12 protein-coding genes and 1 tRNA gene are annotated in these 13,466 nt (G+C 39.3%); 3 read left to right on the top strand and 10 right to left on the bottom strand.

Annotated features, from left to right (window positions below; translation table 11 throughout):
• Positions 1-7: 7 nt before the first annotated feature.
• The 6 genes from FFJ24_RS14215 to FFJ24_RS14190 all read right to left on the bottom strand — a co-directional run bounded on the left by FFJ24_RS14215 (position 8) and on the right by FFJ24_RS14190 (position 8,905).
• Complete coding sequence (locus FFJ24_RS14215; RefSeq protein ID WP_138822178.1) at positions 8-934, bottom strand: hydroxypyruvate isomerase family protein; 927 nt, start codon at positions 932-934, stop codon at positions 8-10.
• 20 nt (positions 935-954) lie between these two features.
• Positions 955-1,950 carry an FAD:protein FMN transferase gene (locus FFJ24_RS14210; protein ID WP_138822176.1) on the bottom strand — a complete coding sequence of 332 codons (996 nt, stop codon included), beginning with the start codon at positions 1,948-1,950 and terminating at the stop codon, positions 955-957.
• 10 nt (positions 1,951-1,960) lie between these two features.
• Positions 1,961-3,280, bottom strand: a complete 1,320-nt coding sequence (locus FFJ24_RS14205; RefSeq protein WP_138822173.1) for a Gfo/Idh/MocA family oxidoreductase — start codon at positions 3,278-3,280, stop codon at positions 1,961-1,963.
• A 34-nt stretch (positions 3,281-3,314) separates the two neighbouring features.
• Complete coding sequence (locus FFJ24_RS14200; RefSeq protein WP_138822171.1) at positions 3,315-4,280, bottom strand: SUMF1/EgtB/PvdO family nonheme iron enzyme; 966 nt, start codon at positions 4,278-4,280, stop codon at positions 3,315-3,317.
• Between the two features lie 881 nt (positions 4,281-5,161).
• Positions 5,162-6,445, bottom strand: a complete 1,284-nt coding sequence (locus FFJ24_RS14195) for a DUF5103 domain-containing protein (RefSeq protein ID WP_138822169.1) — start codon at positions 6,443-6,445, stop codon at positions 5,162-5,164.
• A gap of 552 nt (positions 6,446-6,997) precedes the next feature.
• Entirely contained in the window at positions 6,998-8,905 is a 1,908-nt protein-coding gene (locus tag FFJ24_RS14190; protein WP_138822167.1) for an ABC-F family ATP-binding cassette domain-containing protein, read from the bottom strand.
• 166 nt (positions 8,906-9,071) lie between these two features.
• Here FFJ24_RS14190 and FFJ24_RS14185 point away from each other — a divergent pair, with 166 nt between their 5' ends.
• From FFJ24_RS14185 to FFJ24_RS14175, 3 genes are all read left to right on the top strand, one after another.
• Positions 9,072-9,482, top strand: a complete 411-nt coding sequence (locus FFJ24_RS14185) for an Rrf2 family transcriptional regulator (protein ID WP_138822165.1) — start codon at positions 9,072-9,074, stop codon at positions 9,480-9,482.
• Between the two features lie 71 nt (positions 9,483-9,553).
• Positions 9,554-10,204 carry an NAD(P)-dependent oxidoreductase gene (locus FFJ24_RS14180; RefSeq protein WP_138822163.1) on the top strand — a complete coding sequence of 217 codons (651 nt, stop codon included), beginning with the start codon at positions 9,554-9,556 and terminating at the stop codon, positions 10,202-10,204.
• 128 nt (positions 10,205-10,332) lie between these two features.
• Positions 10,333-11,361: a quinone-dependent dihydroorotate dehydrogenase gene (locus FFJ24_RS14175; protein ID WP_138822161.1), complete on the top strand. Its 1,029-nt coding sequence runs from the start codon at positions 10,333-10,335 to the stop codon at positions 11,359-11,361.
• A gap of 297 nt (positions 11,362-11,658) precedes the next feature.
• Here the strand turns inward: FFJ24_RS14175 and FFJ24_RS14170 are convergent, their stop codons facing one another.
• The 4 genes from FFJ24_RS14170 to FFJ24_RS14155 form a co-directional block, all read right to left on the bottom strand.
• Positions 11,659-12,324, bottom strand: coding sequence for a DNA alkylation repair protein (locus tag FFJ24_RS14170; protein ID WP_138822159.1), 666 nt, complete (start codon positions 12,322-12,324; stop codon positions 11,659-11,661).
• Positions 12,325-12,435: 111 nt separating this feature from the next.
• On the bottom strand, positions 12,436-13,047 hold the full coding sequence (locus tag FFJ24_RS14165; protein WP_138822157.1) for a DUF4375 domain-containing protein: 612 nt from the start codon (positions 13,045-13,047) through the stop codon (positions 12,436-12,438).
• 101 nt (positions 13,048-13,148) lie between these two features.
• Complete coding sequence (locus FFJ24_RS14160; protein WP_138822155.1) at positions 13,149-13,319, bottom strand: spore protein; 171 nt, start codon at positions 13,317-13,319, stop codon at positions 13,149-13,151.
• A gap of 34 nt (positions 13,320-13,353) precedes the next feature.
• Positions 13,354-13,427: transfer RNA gene (locus FFJ24_RS14155), tRNA-Cys, on the bottom strand.
• Between the last annotated feature and the right edge of the window lie 39 nt (positions 13,428-13,466).

Here is a 13,466-nt window from a genome sequence, read left to right as displayed (position 1 = left end):
TAACTATCTATAAAAAGTTATCCTCAGCCCTATAAGCCGAAATAACAGCCAGCTCACCCTCTTTTCCGCCTTTAGAATTGCCATGCTCCATACCCATAACGCCTTTGTAGCCTTTGGCATGCAGGTGTTTGAACAGGTTTTTATAATTAATTTCTCCGGTTGTCGGTTCTTTGCGGCCAGGATTATCGCCGATCTGGATGTAGGCAATTTCGTCCCAGCAACGATCGATGGTTTTAATTAAGTCGCCTTCTGTACGTTGCATGTGGTAAATGTCATAAAGAATTTTACATGAAGGACTTTTAACCGCTTTACAAACGGCGTAGGTTTCATTTGTTTTTTGCAGGAAAAGTTCCGGGGTATCGCTCAGGGTTTCCAAGACCATAATCAAACCGTGGGGTTCAAAGATTTCGGCCCCGGCACGCATGGCATCGATTACATTGGCAAACTGATTTCCATAAGGCAGGGTACGTTCGTAAAAACCTGGTACTACGGTAAGCCATTTGGCATTACAGCGTTTTGCAGCTTCTACCGATTTTTTGCAGGTTTCGACAAATTTATCCTTAAACTCCTTTCTACCGGTGGTTAAAGAGGTTTTCCAGTTATCGCCACCATCTACCACAAAAACGCCCATCCTCATGCCCAGTTTCGCCAGTAAATTGCCGATTTTCTCCTGTTCTTCAACAGAACGACCGAGATAACCGTTATCTTCGATGGAACGGAAACCTTTATCATACATAAACTGGATCTGATCTAAAAAACTCTTACCTGCATGGTTTTGGAACATGCCCTGGTGTGGTGCATAATCAAGGTTAAAAGTTTTATCGCTTAACATAGTATTTGTCTTTTCAGCAGCAAAAGTATTGGTCAATCCTGCTCCCGTTGTTATTGCACCAGCTGTAAGCAGGCTATTTCTTATAAACTCACTTCTTTTCATCGGTTTGGTTTTAACAGATATTAGTGTGTAATTAATTTTTTGAATCCTGTAGTTAACGTATCAGCGACTGTGCCATCTTTTTGATGGTACACAAAATAAGCCTCAAGGTTTTTTCTGCTTTCTACGAAAGCCATGGCATCTTTGAGATGCATGGCCATTAAGGCATTATCATATCCATCGGCTGTAATGGCATCTTTGGCGTATACCGTTACACTAATCATTTCATTATTTAAAGGATAGCCGGTTTTAGGATCGATCAGGTGAGAAATTTTTTTCTTGCCGCTCTGGTGGAATTTGCGGTAGTTGCCTGAAGTGGTAATTGCACCAGAATTTATCGCAGCGATATGCCTGATTACCGGCGTTCCATCCTTATCCGGGCCTTCAATGCCAATTTTCATGGTTTCGCCATTGGGTTTAGGTCCTGAAATCCGGATTTCGCCTCCTAATTCAGCTACATATTGTTTAATTCCTTTTTGTTCAAGATAAGCGGCAATTAAATCGACACTGTAACCTTGGGCAATTCCATTTAAATCGATTTGTATACAGGGCTTTAGTTTGCTTAATAAACCATTCTTTAACTTCAGGTTTCTCATGCCTACACAGGCCAATATCGATTTAATTACAGCAGGATCGGGTTCTTTTTTAGCCTCTTTTGGCCCAAAACCCCAGGCTTGTACCAATGGGGCAACCGTAATGTCAAAAATGCCCTTTGTATCCTGGTTGATCTCGAAACTCCTTTTCAGCACGTCGTTTATAAAACGATCGGTTTTAATTTCTTTTTGGGCAGCATTAAATTGATTTATCAATGATCCCTTTTTGTAAAGCGACATCGATAAATCAATTTCGTTCAATAAGCTATCTATGCCAGCTTTAGTGGCTAAACTATCAGTAGCATAGTACATTATTGCGTAATCGGTTCCTTGTGCATAACCATCAATTTTATACTGCTTCACTTCTTTTTTAAATGAAAAGGCAAAAATCAGTGGCAAAATGAAAAGCAAAAACCTGTAACGCATCAATTTAATTTTAGATCACCTTGGTTTGTCCGGGCATGGCAATAGGGTATAGTCCTTTTTCATCAGGCATTAACCTTGGGTTAGCATCCCATGCAAAACGCTCAGGCATTAAACTGATGTTCGAAGCTAAAGCCTCATCCCATTTAATGGTTTGACCAGAATAAGTTGCATAACGACCGATAATTGACGAGAATGTGCTTGTTGCAGCATAGTCTACATTACTGAATTTATATTCTCCCTTAGAAACTGCATCGAACAGTTCGTCGTGCTCGGTTTGGTACGGATTGGCGTTACCTTTGGTATTGTGATTATAGAGTTCTTTACCACTGTAATCTTTCATAATGGCCTGGTTGCTGCCTGAAAGGTAAATTTTGCCTTTGGTACCCTGAAAAGTTTCATCCACACGGTTGCTGATGCCTTCAAAATGCCTGCACTGGCTATGGATTACGGCACCATCGGCATAAGTTAATTCGATAGAGTGGTTATCATAAATTTCTCCATAGTCTTTCCCTGTTCTCCAGGCACGGCTACCTGTTCCCTGTACCGAAACCGGATGTCCGTTTTTTATCCAGTTGGCAATATCGATATTGTGTACATGTTGCTCCACAATATGATCGCCGCACAACCAGTTGAAATAATACCAGTTTCTCATTTGGTATTCCATTTCGGTTTGGTTTGCTGTGCGCGGACGTACCCAAACGCCACCGCTGTTCCAGTATACCTGGCCCGACATGATATCGCCAATGGCACCATCGTTAATACGTTTCATCGATTCGCGATAGTTGGTCTGGTAACGGCGCTGTAAACCTACTACAACGTTTAATTTTTTCTTTTTCGCTTCTTCGGCTGCGGCCAATACTTTTCTGATACCCGGCGCATCTACAGCAACAGGTTTTTCCATGAAAATTTGTTTATTCTGTTTAACTGCTTCTTCAAAATGGATCGGACGGAAGCCCGGAGGCGTGGTTAGCAACACTACGTCAGCTAATGGAATGGCTTTTAAATACGCATCAAAACCTACAAACTGGCGTTCTTTTGGAACATCCATTTTTGCTGCAAATTTAGAACTTAAAGATTGGTAACTGCTGTCTAACCGATCTTGAAAAGCATCGGCCATGGCAACCAGTTTTAGGTTAAATTTAGTGCTTAATGCCTGGAAAGCTGCTCCGGTACCACGATCGCCACAGCCTATTAAGGCAATTTTAATGGTATCGGATCCTGATGCATACGCGCCGGCCAGTGGAATGCTGCTTAACATGGCCCCGCCGGCCAGCATGGCTGTTGCTTTTAGAAAATCGCGACGATCTTGTTGGTTAACTGGTTTTTTCATGTGTTTAATTTTTATTTTGGTTAGGGATGTGTTTTTAAAAGTCTTTTATCGGTTGCTTATTGTAATACGCATCTATATCTGCTTTTGAAGGCGTTTTTACAGGGCGTACCAGGCGCATGCCTACAAAAGGAGCTTCAGGGAACCACCAATTACTTTTAGGAATCTGCGGATCTAATTGTTTCCATGATGGATCAGAAGCCAATCTGGTTGTTGAGGTTAAATTATCTGGTGTTTCATCATAAGAGCCGCCGCGAACTACATTTGGGTAGAGTTTTTCGGGTACTGCCACCGGGTTCTCTGCAGTTTTATCTTTGCTTTGACTATAAAAATCGGCAAGATATTGATCGTATGTCCATTCGCTAACGTTTCCATACATATCAAATAATCCCCATGGATTTGGTTTTTTTTGCCCTACCTGGTGTGTTTTGTTGTCGCTGTTATCTTTATACCAGGCATAATCGCCTAGTTTGGTAGCATCTTCACCAAAAGAATAATTGCTTTCGGTTCCGGCTTTACAGGCGTATTCCCATTCTGCCTCTGTTGGTAAACGATAAAAAATACCTGTACGCATATAAAGCCATTTACAAAACTGGATGGCATTATATTGGGTCATGGCTACCGCCGGCTGGTTCGCTTTACCCATACCAAAAGTCATATCAAGGTAGGGTTTTGTGGGCCTGGTAACGGCGTCTACTTCAGCCGGAATAGCGCTTGTACTGGCTTGTTTTTCGTAATCACGGTAAAGAAAAGGCTCAAAAATATCCCAGGTTACTTCATGTTTTCCAATCCAGAAAGCATCAAGTTTAACCTCATGAACAGGTTGCTCATCTGGTTTTCCTGTTTTGCTTCCCATTTTAAATTTGCCTGCCGGTATAGCCTGCATATCGAATTTTAATTTGGTTCCATTGATGGATTGCGTGTACGAATCACCCGGCGTTTGTGCCGAAATTTTTGCGCAGGGATAGAATATTAATGCTGCGGCAATTAACTTTTTAAACATAATTTTTGGTTAGATACACTTAATTCTCTAGGTGTTTATCTGGTTGCTTTCTGAAACACTAAAGTAAAAAACCACATTTAAAACAAAGAAAATTTATGTAACAATAAAGGTAAGTATTGGAATATTAAAAGTCAAGTTGACAATTAAAGCGATCGTCATCCTGAAGGGTATTTTATTGGATAAAAATCAATATAAATGACGTTTAAATTTCAGGAGGCATATAACTCCCCTATTTTAGAGGGGTGTCCGCAGGATGGGGTGTTTTATTAGTCCTAGCCGGACAGGCTTCTTTCTTTTTGATGTCAAAAAGAAACAAAAAACACCGGCTGAAAATTTTTCTTTCAAAGCTAGTGGGTTGGCTTGGGGAGTGCGACCCGAAAAATTTGTTAGGTCGGATTTATTAGAACGGGGGATACGGTGCTAAGGCCAAGTTGGGCGGAAATACAAATCGGCTAAACTTCTCAATATTACAAAATAACATCAATGGTAACTTGTTTCAGGATCTAATTGGCGAAAATTTTTTAAGTAGATCTTACTTATAATTATTTAACTAATAACCTGAGTTTGATTAATGTTTAAAAATTAATGTATTTTATTAAGACGAATTGGCTAGCCGTTTCGTCATGCTGAATTCATTTCAGCATCTTTCCTGTTAAACCGCCTTGCTATAAAGACCCTGAAACAAGTTCAGGGTGACGACCGTTCATGTAAGGCGCCAAATAACCTAAATTAAAGCACATTATCAATCGAAATCGGGTTTGATTGTATTATAGGTGAGAGGTCTTTTGCCGCCTAAGAAATATAAGGTCATTTAAACTTATGATGTCTATTTATGCAATTTGGCGCATCATTATTGTAAATCTGATTTGCAATGGTGCTGCTTACCTTCCGTCTGAAACTTTATTGCTTAAATTGGTAAAACCAACGAGCGTGTCCCAACGTGCGCCCGGCCGGCGGTAATAAACAAAAATCTGGTAACTGTTTTCGGTCTGGAAGAATGCACCCTCGAAAGGTTTGGTTTCCATTACTTTGGTCTCTTTATTATACCAGGCATACTCATAATCATAGAGACCTTGTTTAAGGATCACGTTACCGTAAAACTGTTTCCTGTTGGCATCGTAGAGTAGTTTATTTTCATTGCTCATGGTGTAATTGTTAAACCGGCCAACCACATAGGCGTCGCCATTCTGGCTGGGTGCAGGCGCATTTAACGTAAACAAAACACTCATGTACTCTGCTTCGGTTTTATCATCTCTTCCGTCGGTATTGCGGATAAAAAAGTTTCCGTTTTCATCGTACTGGTTGGCAAACGCACCGATCGTTCTGGCTGCATCCTGAAAAAGCATGACGTTTACGGATTGATTATCGCGATAAATATCCTTCACATTATCTGCCTTATAACGCAAACTTCTCGTATCAAATTTTCTAAATTCGTTGTCTCCCCAAAAATCATTCGTATTGAGGTCGTTATAAACCAATTGGTTTGGCCGTACAAAGGCTGGCTTGGTATTAACCTGAATGGTATTCGCATTAAAATTCTGCATCACCACAGCTTTTATATCCTGATAGGGGTTAGGGATAGGGAAAGTATGATTAATAGTAAAGTTGATTTTTTGTTTATAATTCCTGTCTTCTACCTGCATGGAATTGCTTACTTCTGCCGCTACAGCAACCTGATTATCGAGCATATAGAAGCGCTGCGAAATAACCGGCTTGTTTTTGTCGCCATCTAAATAGACTTTTAATACATAATTGCCGCCAATTTTAGGTTGGATTTGATTATTAGGTAAGCTGATCTCGTAGTGCGTATATTTTCTTGCCGTGTTGGATGAATAGCGGTAATTGATGATGCGGTCGTCGTTAAAACTGCCTAAGTAATCGATGCTCGAAATTTTTGAAGTCTCCCATTCTGCGGTGCAATGTTCAATGGTATACCAGTAATTTTGGGTGCCTGCAAGTAGATCATCGAAAGAAAAAGTGATCGTTTCTGATGAATTGAGCATAATAACAGGTAAACTTTGCTCTTTATTAGTGTTATAGCAAAGCACAGTTTTAATATTTGGAAGATAAATTTTATTCTCGTTGGTAAACTTTGTATCGTTTTGTGCAAAAGCAAAAGCAAAAGTAGAGATGAAAAATAAAACCGGGATTAATATTTTCTGCATGGTTAAAAGTAAAGTTTTATTGGGAAGGGACAAAATGGAGCTGCGGATGGTTGTCAGGGAAATAAGGATTAATACGGAAGTTTTTCGATATGCTATCATTTAATGAATAATTGATTTTTTAAAAAAAATCAATATGAGTAACTTAAATGATTCTTGTGCCATACGGCGCAGTCTTGCCTCGGCTCGCCGCCGCCGATTGGCTCCTTCTTTTTGGCGTCAAAAAGAACCAAAAAACGCCGGCTGAAAATTTTTCTTTCAAAGCCATTGGTAGGGCTGGGTTAGTGGATGCCGAAAAATTTGTTAGGCCGGATTTAAGTTGAACGGTGATGCTGTGCTAAGGCTTAGCTGGATGGAAATGCCATAGTTTCATAAGTCAGTCAATAAATAATTATAAAATAAAGTAATTGTAGGCACGAAGCATGTTTTTTATAGGCTGCAGATGCTTCGTGCCTCAGCATGACAGAAAAAACTCCCTCTGTGTTTCTGAGTTTCCGTAGCAAAAAAAGCCGTTTCAATTTTACATCGAAACGGCTATGTATTTGTTGTTTAAAACTAACCTTCCAGCTCCATAATTTCAGCAGCCAGTGTTTCCCATTTACTTTGGCTGTTGTCTAAATCTTGTTTGGCAGATAAATAACGTTTGTTGGCTTCTGCTAATTTATCGGCTTTAGCGTAAACATTCTCGTCTGCCAGTTCTGCTTCAATGTTTTTCACATTTTGTTCCAGCTCTGCGATCAGTTTTTCTGTTTTTTGCAGCTCGTCATTCAGTTTTTTCAACTGGTTGGTAGTATTGGCGGTAACCGGTTTTGGTTCTGCTTTTGGCTTCTCCGGCATCTTAACCGGAATAGGTTTAGCTGCAGGTATTACCCTTTTGCTATTCCATTCTTCATATTCGGCATAAGTACCAGGGTATTGTTTAATTTTTCCTCCTTCTATAAACCAGATTTTGTTGGCCACATTATCTAAGAAATACCTATCGTGAGATACGGCAATAAAAGTACCTTCAAATTGGTCCAGTGCCTGGATCAAAATGTTTACCGATTGGATATCCAGGTGGTTGGTAGGCTCATCCAGAATCAGGAAGTTAGAATCTGTTGTTAAAGATTTAGCAAGGGCCACACGCGATTTTTCTCCTCCGGAAAGCACTTTGATCTTTTTGAAAACATCATCACCGGTAAAAAGGAAACAACCTAAAATACTCCGTAATTCAGTATCGCTATGTTTTGGGGCAAATGCCTGTAATTCTTCTAAAATTGAATTTTCTAAATGCAGCGACTCTAACTGGTGCTGCGCAAAGAAAGTGGTGGTAACATTATGACCCGTTTCGCAGAAACCTTCAAATTTTTCAGTTCCGGCAATCATTCTCAATAAAGTAGATTTACCCTTACCGTTGGCACCGATCAAGGCAATTTTATCGCCTTTTTCGATCACACCCTCAGCATCATCTAAAATATGCACATTTGGATAACTCTTATTGGCATGTTCTATCCGTACCACGTGCCTGCCTGATGGTTTAGAAAATTTGAAAGCAAAATTTACGGTTGGGTTATCATCATCAACATCGTCAATACGCTCCATCTTGTCTAAAGCTTTCATCCGCGATTGGGCCATTTTAGCCTTGCTCGCCTTCGCTTTAAAACGCTCAATTAAGCGTTCTTCCTGTTTAATTTTGGCCTGTTGATTTTTAAATTCACCCTTTTGGATTTCTCCACGTAAGGCTTTTTCTTCCACATAGAAGCTATAGTTACCTGCATATACGGTTAACTTGCCCTTACGAGATTCGACCGTACGGTTTACAATTTTATCTAAGAAATACCTATCGTGAGATACAATTACAATGGCGCCTTCAAAACTCATTAAATAATTTTCTAACCACTTAATAGAAGGTAAATCCATGTGGTTGGTAGGCTCATCCAGTAATAAGATATCAGGAGTTTGTAATAATATTTTGGCCAGCATTACCCGCATTCGCCACCCTCCCGAGAAGGTATTTAACGGACGTAACTGATCTGCCGTGCTAAAACCCAGACCGGCCAGAATTTCGTTAGCTCTATATTCGATGTTATAGCCATCTAAAGCTTCAAACTCTTGCTGTTTATCGCTTAATTTAAATAAAACCTCTTCGCTATAATCCGTTTCGATTTTTTTAAGTAGCTCTTCAATTTCATCATGCAACTGATTTTGGCGCTCAAAAGCTTCCATGGCCACGTGCAAAATGCTATGGTGCGAATCATAAGAAAGTAGATCCTGGTTTAAGTAGCCAATTTTCAGGTCTTTCGACATGGAAACAGTACCCGAACTCGGAGCATATTCGCCTACAATTATTTTTAAAAGTGTTGATTTTCCTGTTCCATTGGCGCCAATTAAACCAGCTCTGTCGCCAGGTTTTATGTGCCAGTTCGCGTCATCGTACAAGGCTCTTGAGCCAATCAGGAAAGTTAAATTATTTATTGAAATCATTTCGGCTGCAAAAGTACGAAATTTAAAGGCTTTTTTCAGGTGGAAAGTCAAATAGGAAAAACTGCCTTCTTAACGCGGTGATGAATCGTTTATTAGAAATTGTAAAATAAATTTTGATTTTGATAAAACCTTCTTACTTTTGTACTGTAATAAAAATAATTACAGAATGAGCAATAGCCGGTTTCCAATCTCCCTTCACATCTTAACCTTATTAAATGAGGCGAAAGGTGCTGTTGTGAGTTCAGAGTACCTGGCCGGAAGTATCAATATCAATCCCGTTTTGGTACGCAAGGAAATTATGAATTTACGGAAACATGGTTTTGTTGAAAGTAAAGAAGGTAAAGGGGGAGGTTCGTTTCTGGCTAAAAGTGCCAAAGATATTAATCTGGGCGAAGTGTACCAATCGGTTAGAAGCAGCAATGTGTTGGGGCAACATAAAAATGAACCGAATCCTAAATGTCCGGTCGGTAGGCAGATCAACCAACATTTAGATTCCCTGTACAGCAATGCAGAGCATGCGCTGATCGCCAATTTATCAAAACAGACATTGGCAGATTTTGCCTCGGCGTTTGAATAATTTTTTTTGGATATAACTGTAATAAAAAACATTACAATTTTATAATAATAAGTTAATTAAAATTAAATAATATGAAAGTAGCATTAATTGGGGCCTCCGGATTTGTAGGCAAAGCCATCTTGAACGAATTAGTAAGTCGTGGAAATGAAGTGATTGCCATTGCACGCGATACCGACAAAATTGAAAGTACCGATGATCTTGTGACTAAAATCGCTGTAGATGTTTTAGAAACGGAAAAATTAGCAGCAGCTTTAAAAGGTGCTGATGCCGTAGTAAGTGCTTTTAATGCGGGGTGGACCAACCCAAATTTATATAACGATACAGTAGAGGGCGCGAATGCCATTGAGACTGCTGTAAAAGCATCGGGCGTTAAACGTTACATTTTTATCGGTGGAGCAGGTACCCTGCAGATTGATGGTCACCAAATTGTAGATGGGCCGAACTTCCCTGCCGAATACAAGCCAGGTGCAACAGCAGTAAGAGATTATTTTAATACGCTAAAACAAGAAAAGGAATTAGATTGGTTGTTTTTTAGTCCTGCAATTGAGATGCATCAAGGGATCACCACCGGCCGTACCGGAAAATACCGCTTGGGTAAAACTAGCCCGGTTTTTAATGAGGAAGGGCGTTCTATTTTATCGGTAGAAGATTTGGCGATTGTTATTGCTGATGAGCTGGAAAATAAAGCACATCACCAGGAGCAGTTTACTGCAGGATATTAGCATGATGGAAAGGAAAATGGATGAGGAGTTTAATTGTTCATTGGTTCATTAGTTCACTGGTAACTGAGAATTGATAACTGAAAATTGTCCCATTTTCCTTTTTCCCATTAAGTTCTTATCTTCGTGCCATGTATCGCCTTATTAAACCAATATTCTTCAAGTTTGACCCTGAAAATGTACATTATTTTGTAGTTAAGCGGTTAAAATGGTTTAATGATAAATTTCCATTGGGTAAAACCATTATCCGCAGCAGCTTTGATGTGCACATTAAAGGCTTAGAACGCGAGGTTTTTGGGATAAAATTCAGAAATCCTGTTGGCCTGGCTGCCGGATTTGATAAAAACGGTGAATATGTGGAGCCACTTAGTAATTTAGGATTCGGATTTATTGAAGTGGGTACGGTAACACCAATGCCTCAGCCTGGAAATGATAAACCCCGAATGTTCCGTTTACCTAATGATGAAGCTTTAATTAACCGGATGGGCTTTAACAATAAAGGAGTAGATGTAATGGCGGAACGTTTGCGTTTATTAAAAGATAAACATCCTGACATTGTGGTAGGTGGGAATATCGGTAAAAACAAGGCTACGCCAAATGAAGATGCAGTAAGCGACTATATTAAATGTTTCGACCGTCTTTTTGATGTAGTAGATTATTTTGTAGTGAATGTAAGTTCGCCAAATACACCAGGTTTACGCGAACTGCAGGAAAAAGAGCCGTTAAAAAAAATCCTCAATACCTTACAGCAGCGCAACCGTAAAAACGATATTTCTCGTCCGATTCTGTTAAAAATTGCGCCAGACTTAACTGATGCACAATTAGACGATATTATAGAGATTGTAGCAGAAACGAAGATTGCAGGCATTATTGCCACCAATACCACCATTAGCAGAGAAAATCTGGCTACGGAGAAAGATTTAACTGGCGAAACCGGCGGTTTGAGTGGTAAACCTGTTAAAGAACGTTCTACTGAGGTCATTCGTTATCTCTCAGAAAAATCAAACAAAGCTTTTCCGATTATTGGGGTAGGTGGAATACATTCAGCAAAGGATGCAAAAGAGAAACTGCATGCTGGTGCATCTTTAGTTCAATTGTATACTGGTTTTATATATGAGGGGCCAGGATTGATTAAAAGCATCTGTAAAGCGTTGGTTTAAGCGCGCCTTACAGTTTAATCTGGAGGTATATTTAATGTCTGAATGCTTCTTTTTTATTTTCGGGTAAAAAACCAATCTTACTATTCGTTTTCTTGACGTGACGATTTAGTTTATTTCATAAAACCATCTGCTTTCAGGTTTTGGAAATGAATGTCGGTATTCCATTGGGTTAGACAGTCCCGCTATTCGTTCCAGCCGATGAAGAATCGGCCTCCACTACTATCGGGTTTATCATGAAAGGCTTGTGCCGGTTATATTTCTCCTTAACTTAACAAATTACCTTGCGCTGCAAAACAACTACTTTTGGCGGCTTACCATTTCATTAATCCAGATTGGTGCAAAGGGAGAAGTACAGCCCTTAGAAACAGGGTAATTGCGGTAAATGCCATGTTTTTCGCCAATGGCTAAGGCTTTTTCTCTATAAATTGGGTGGTTAATGCCAATCTGGGCCAATGCAGTATTCATGGTCCATTGGATTTCGGGTGCTACTTTTGGCATTTCTTTTTCAATCCGATCAAGAATTGCTGGGATATCTATTCCTTCAGGTGCCCTGGTTATACGTCCGCTGGTTAAGCTCCAGCCTGCGCGGGCCAGCATAATATTTTCCGAATTCATCCACTTTTCCCTGAATTGTTCCTTATCGGGGTATTCTTTAACAATGTAATTGTAAAACCAATCAGCTGCCCAGGTAAAGTTTTCTGAAGAGACCATTTGCTCAATTTGTGCTGCCGATAGTGCTTTTGGTTTCAGGATTAAAATGGCCAGCAGCCGGGCATCGATATTTTCAGTTTCCCAGAGTTGAAGTGCAAGCTCGTGGTCTGTTTTGATCTTTTTGGCGATGGCTCTAATATCGCCCATTTTAACGCCGAAAATGTTTTCTCTGGCACCGTTTTTAATGTGCATGGCGCGGACTTTTTCTTCGCCGAGCGATTCTAGTTTTGAAAGAGTTTCTGTAAGATTCATGGTTTTACCTTTCGCTGTTTTCAAATTTAGGTATTTCCTCGATATTGAAGTAAAGAGCTTGGCTTTAATAACTTTTTTAAAGCACTGCTCGAGTCAATTTAGGCATTTCTGTTATTTGAGTATTACGAATTCATAAGGATGTTTTCTAGCATATTTCTCTAAAAACTTCATCGTGTTGTCGTGTATTTTATAATAAGCTTCGTCGTACTCATTAAATTTTTCAAGTTTAGAAAATATTAACTCTTGCTTGTTGTTTTTCTTTAACTCATTAAACGAGTCTTTGTTATTTAAATAATACTCATCTGCTTTTGAAATTAAATCAATCATTTCTTGGTCGCCAATTAATATTAGGCCTTTTTTAATTGCGGGAAGATATTCTCGATATTCATTTACGTAAAACTGAATGAAGCCTCCATTCGTTACTTCTTCATCGAGATACCAAAAAAAATAAAGGGCTTTTTGTCCTGAAGAGAATCTTTTAGAAAGTTCTTTATCATCTGCTCTACTCTTCGCAATATTTATAGGTTCTAATATTGCCCAGCCAAAATCCCAATTATGTAGTATGTCGAACTTTAATTTGCTAAATTCTGGCCTAAGTTGTTGTCCTTTATCAGAAGCTGTATACGGATCTTCTGATAAAGTGTAGCTTTTGTTTTTAATCTCTTTTGATTGATGACAGCATAGAAGTGTGATTGCAAAAAAGAACAGGAGCGCTGGTTTCATTTTAATTTTTATTTCTGATGCCAATGTAAAAATAATTGCATAAAAAAAGCATCCTTTGATCAGAAGGATGCTTTAAATCTTTAAGAAGAAATTTCTAAAAACTATTTAGCCAAAGTAGCTAAAACAGCATTGTTTTTAGCTAATTGATCGTTTTTAGGTTGTACAGAGCGGCTTCCTAACTCGATGTTAGTTGCTCTCTTTAAAAATGCTACCTCTTGGTGAGCTGTATTTTTATTTCTTCTGTCTTTTCTTTTTAATCTGGTAACTGCCATGGTAATAACCTTTTAATTATTTTATTTGTACAAATGGAGGTCGAGAGCGGATTCGAACCGCTGTAGAAGGTTTTGCAGACCTCTGCCTAGCCACTCGGCCACTCGACCCTTAAATTCAAGGCTGCAAAAATAGCAATTATTAGTTAG

This window comes from Pedobacter sp. KBS0701, assembly GCF_005938645.2.
GTDB lineage: Bacteria > Bacteroidota > Bacteroidia > Sphingobacteriales > Sphingobacteriaceae > Pedobacter.
This window is presented reverse-complemented; position numbering and strand designations above follow the sequence as displayed.

Excerpts from the sequence above, each read along its gene's own strand:
- FFJ24_RS14210 (WP_138822176.1), bottom strand. The coding sequence starts at position 1,950 with ATGCGTTACAGGTTTTTGCTTTTCATTTTGCCACTGATTTTTGCCTTT.
- FFJ24_RS14160 (WP_138822155.1), bottom strand. The coding sequence starts at position 13,319 with ATGGCAGTTACCAGATTAAAAAGAAAAGACAGAAGAAATAAAAATACA.
- FFJ24_RS14190 (WP_138822167.1), bottom strand. The coding sequence starts at position 8,905 with ATGATTTCAATAAATAATTTAACTTTCCTGATTGGCTCAAGAGCCTTG.
- FFJ24_RS14185 (WP_138822165.1), top strand. The coding sequence starts at position 9,072 with ATGAGCAATAGCCGGTTTCCAATCTCCCTTCACATCTTAACCTTATTA.
- FFJ24_RS14205 (WP_138822173.1), bottom strand. The coding sequence starts at position 3,280 with ATGAAAAAACCAGTTAACCAACAAGATCGTCGCGATTTTCTAAAAGCA.
- FFJ24_RS14165 (WP_138822157.1), bottom strand. The coding sequence starts at position 13,047 with ATGAAACCAGCGCTCCTGTTCTTTTTTGCAATCACACTTCTATGCTGT.
- FFJ24_RS14170 (WP_138822159.1), bottom strand. The coding sequence starts at position 12,324 with ATGAATCTTACAGAAACTCTTTCAAAACTAGAATCGCTCGGCGAAGAA.
- FFJ24_RS14195 (WP_138822169.1), bottom strand. The coding sequence starts at position 6,445 with ATGCAGAAAATATTAATCCCGGTTTTATTTTTCATCTCTACTTTTGCT.
- FFJ24_RS14200 (WP_138822171.1), bottom strand. The coding sequence starts at position 4,280 with ATGTTTAAAAAGTTAATTGCCGCAGCATTAATATTCTATCCCTGCGCA.
- FFJ24_RS14175 (WP_138822161.1), top strand. The coding sequence starts at position 10,333 with ATGTATCGCCTTATTAAACCAATATTCTTCAAGTTTGACCCTGAAAAT.
- FFJ24_RS14215 (WP_138822178.1), bottom strand. The coding sequence starts at position 934 with ATGAAAAGAAGTGAGTTTATAAGAAATAGCCTGCTTACAGCTGGTGCA.
- FFJ24_RS14180 (WP_138822163.1), top strand. The coding sequence starts at position 9,554 with ATGAAAGTAGCATTAATTGGGGCCTCCGGATTTGTAGGCAAAGCCATC.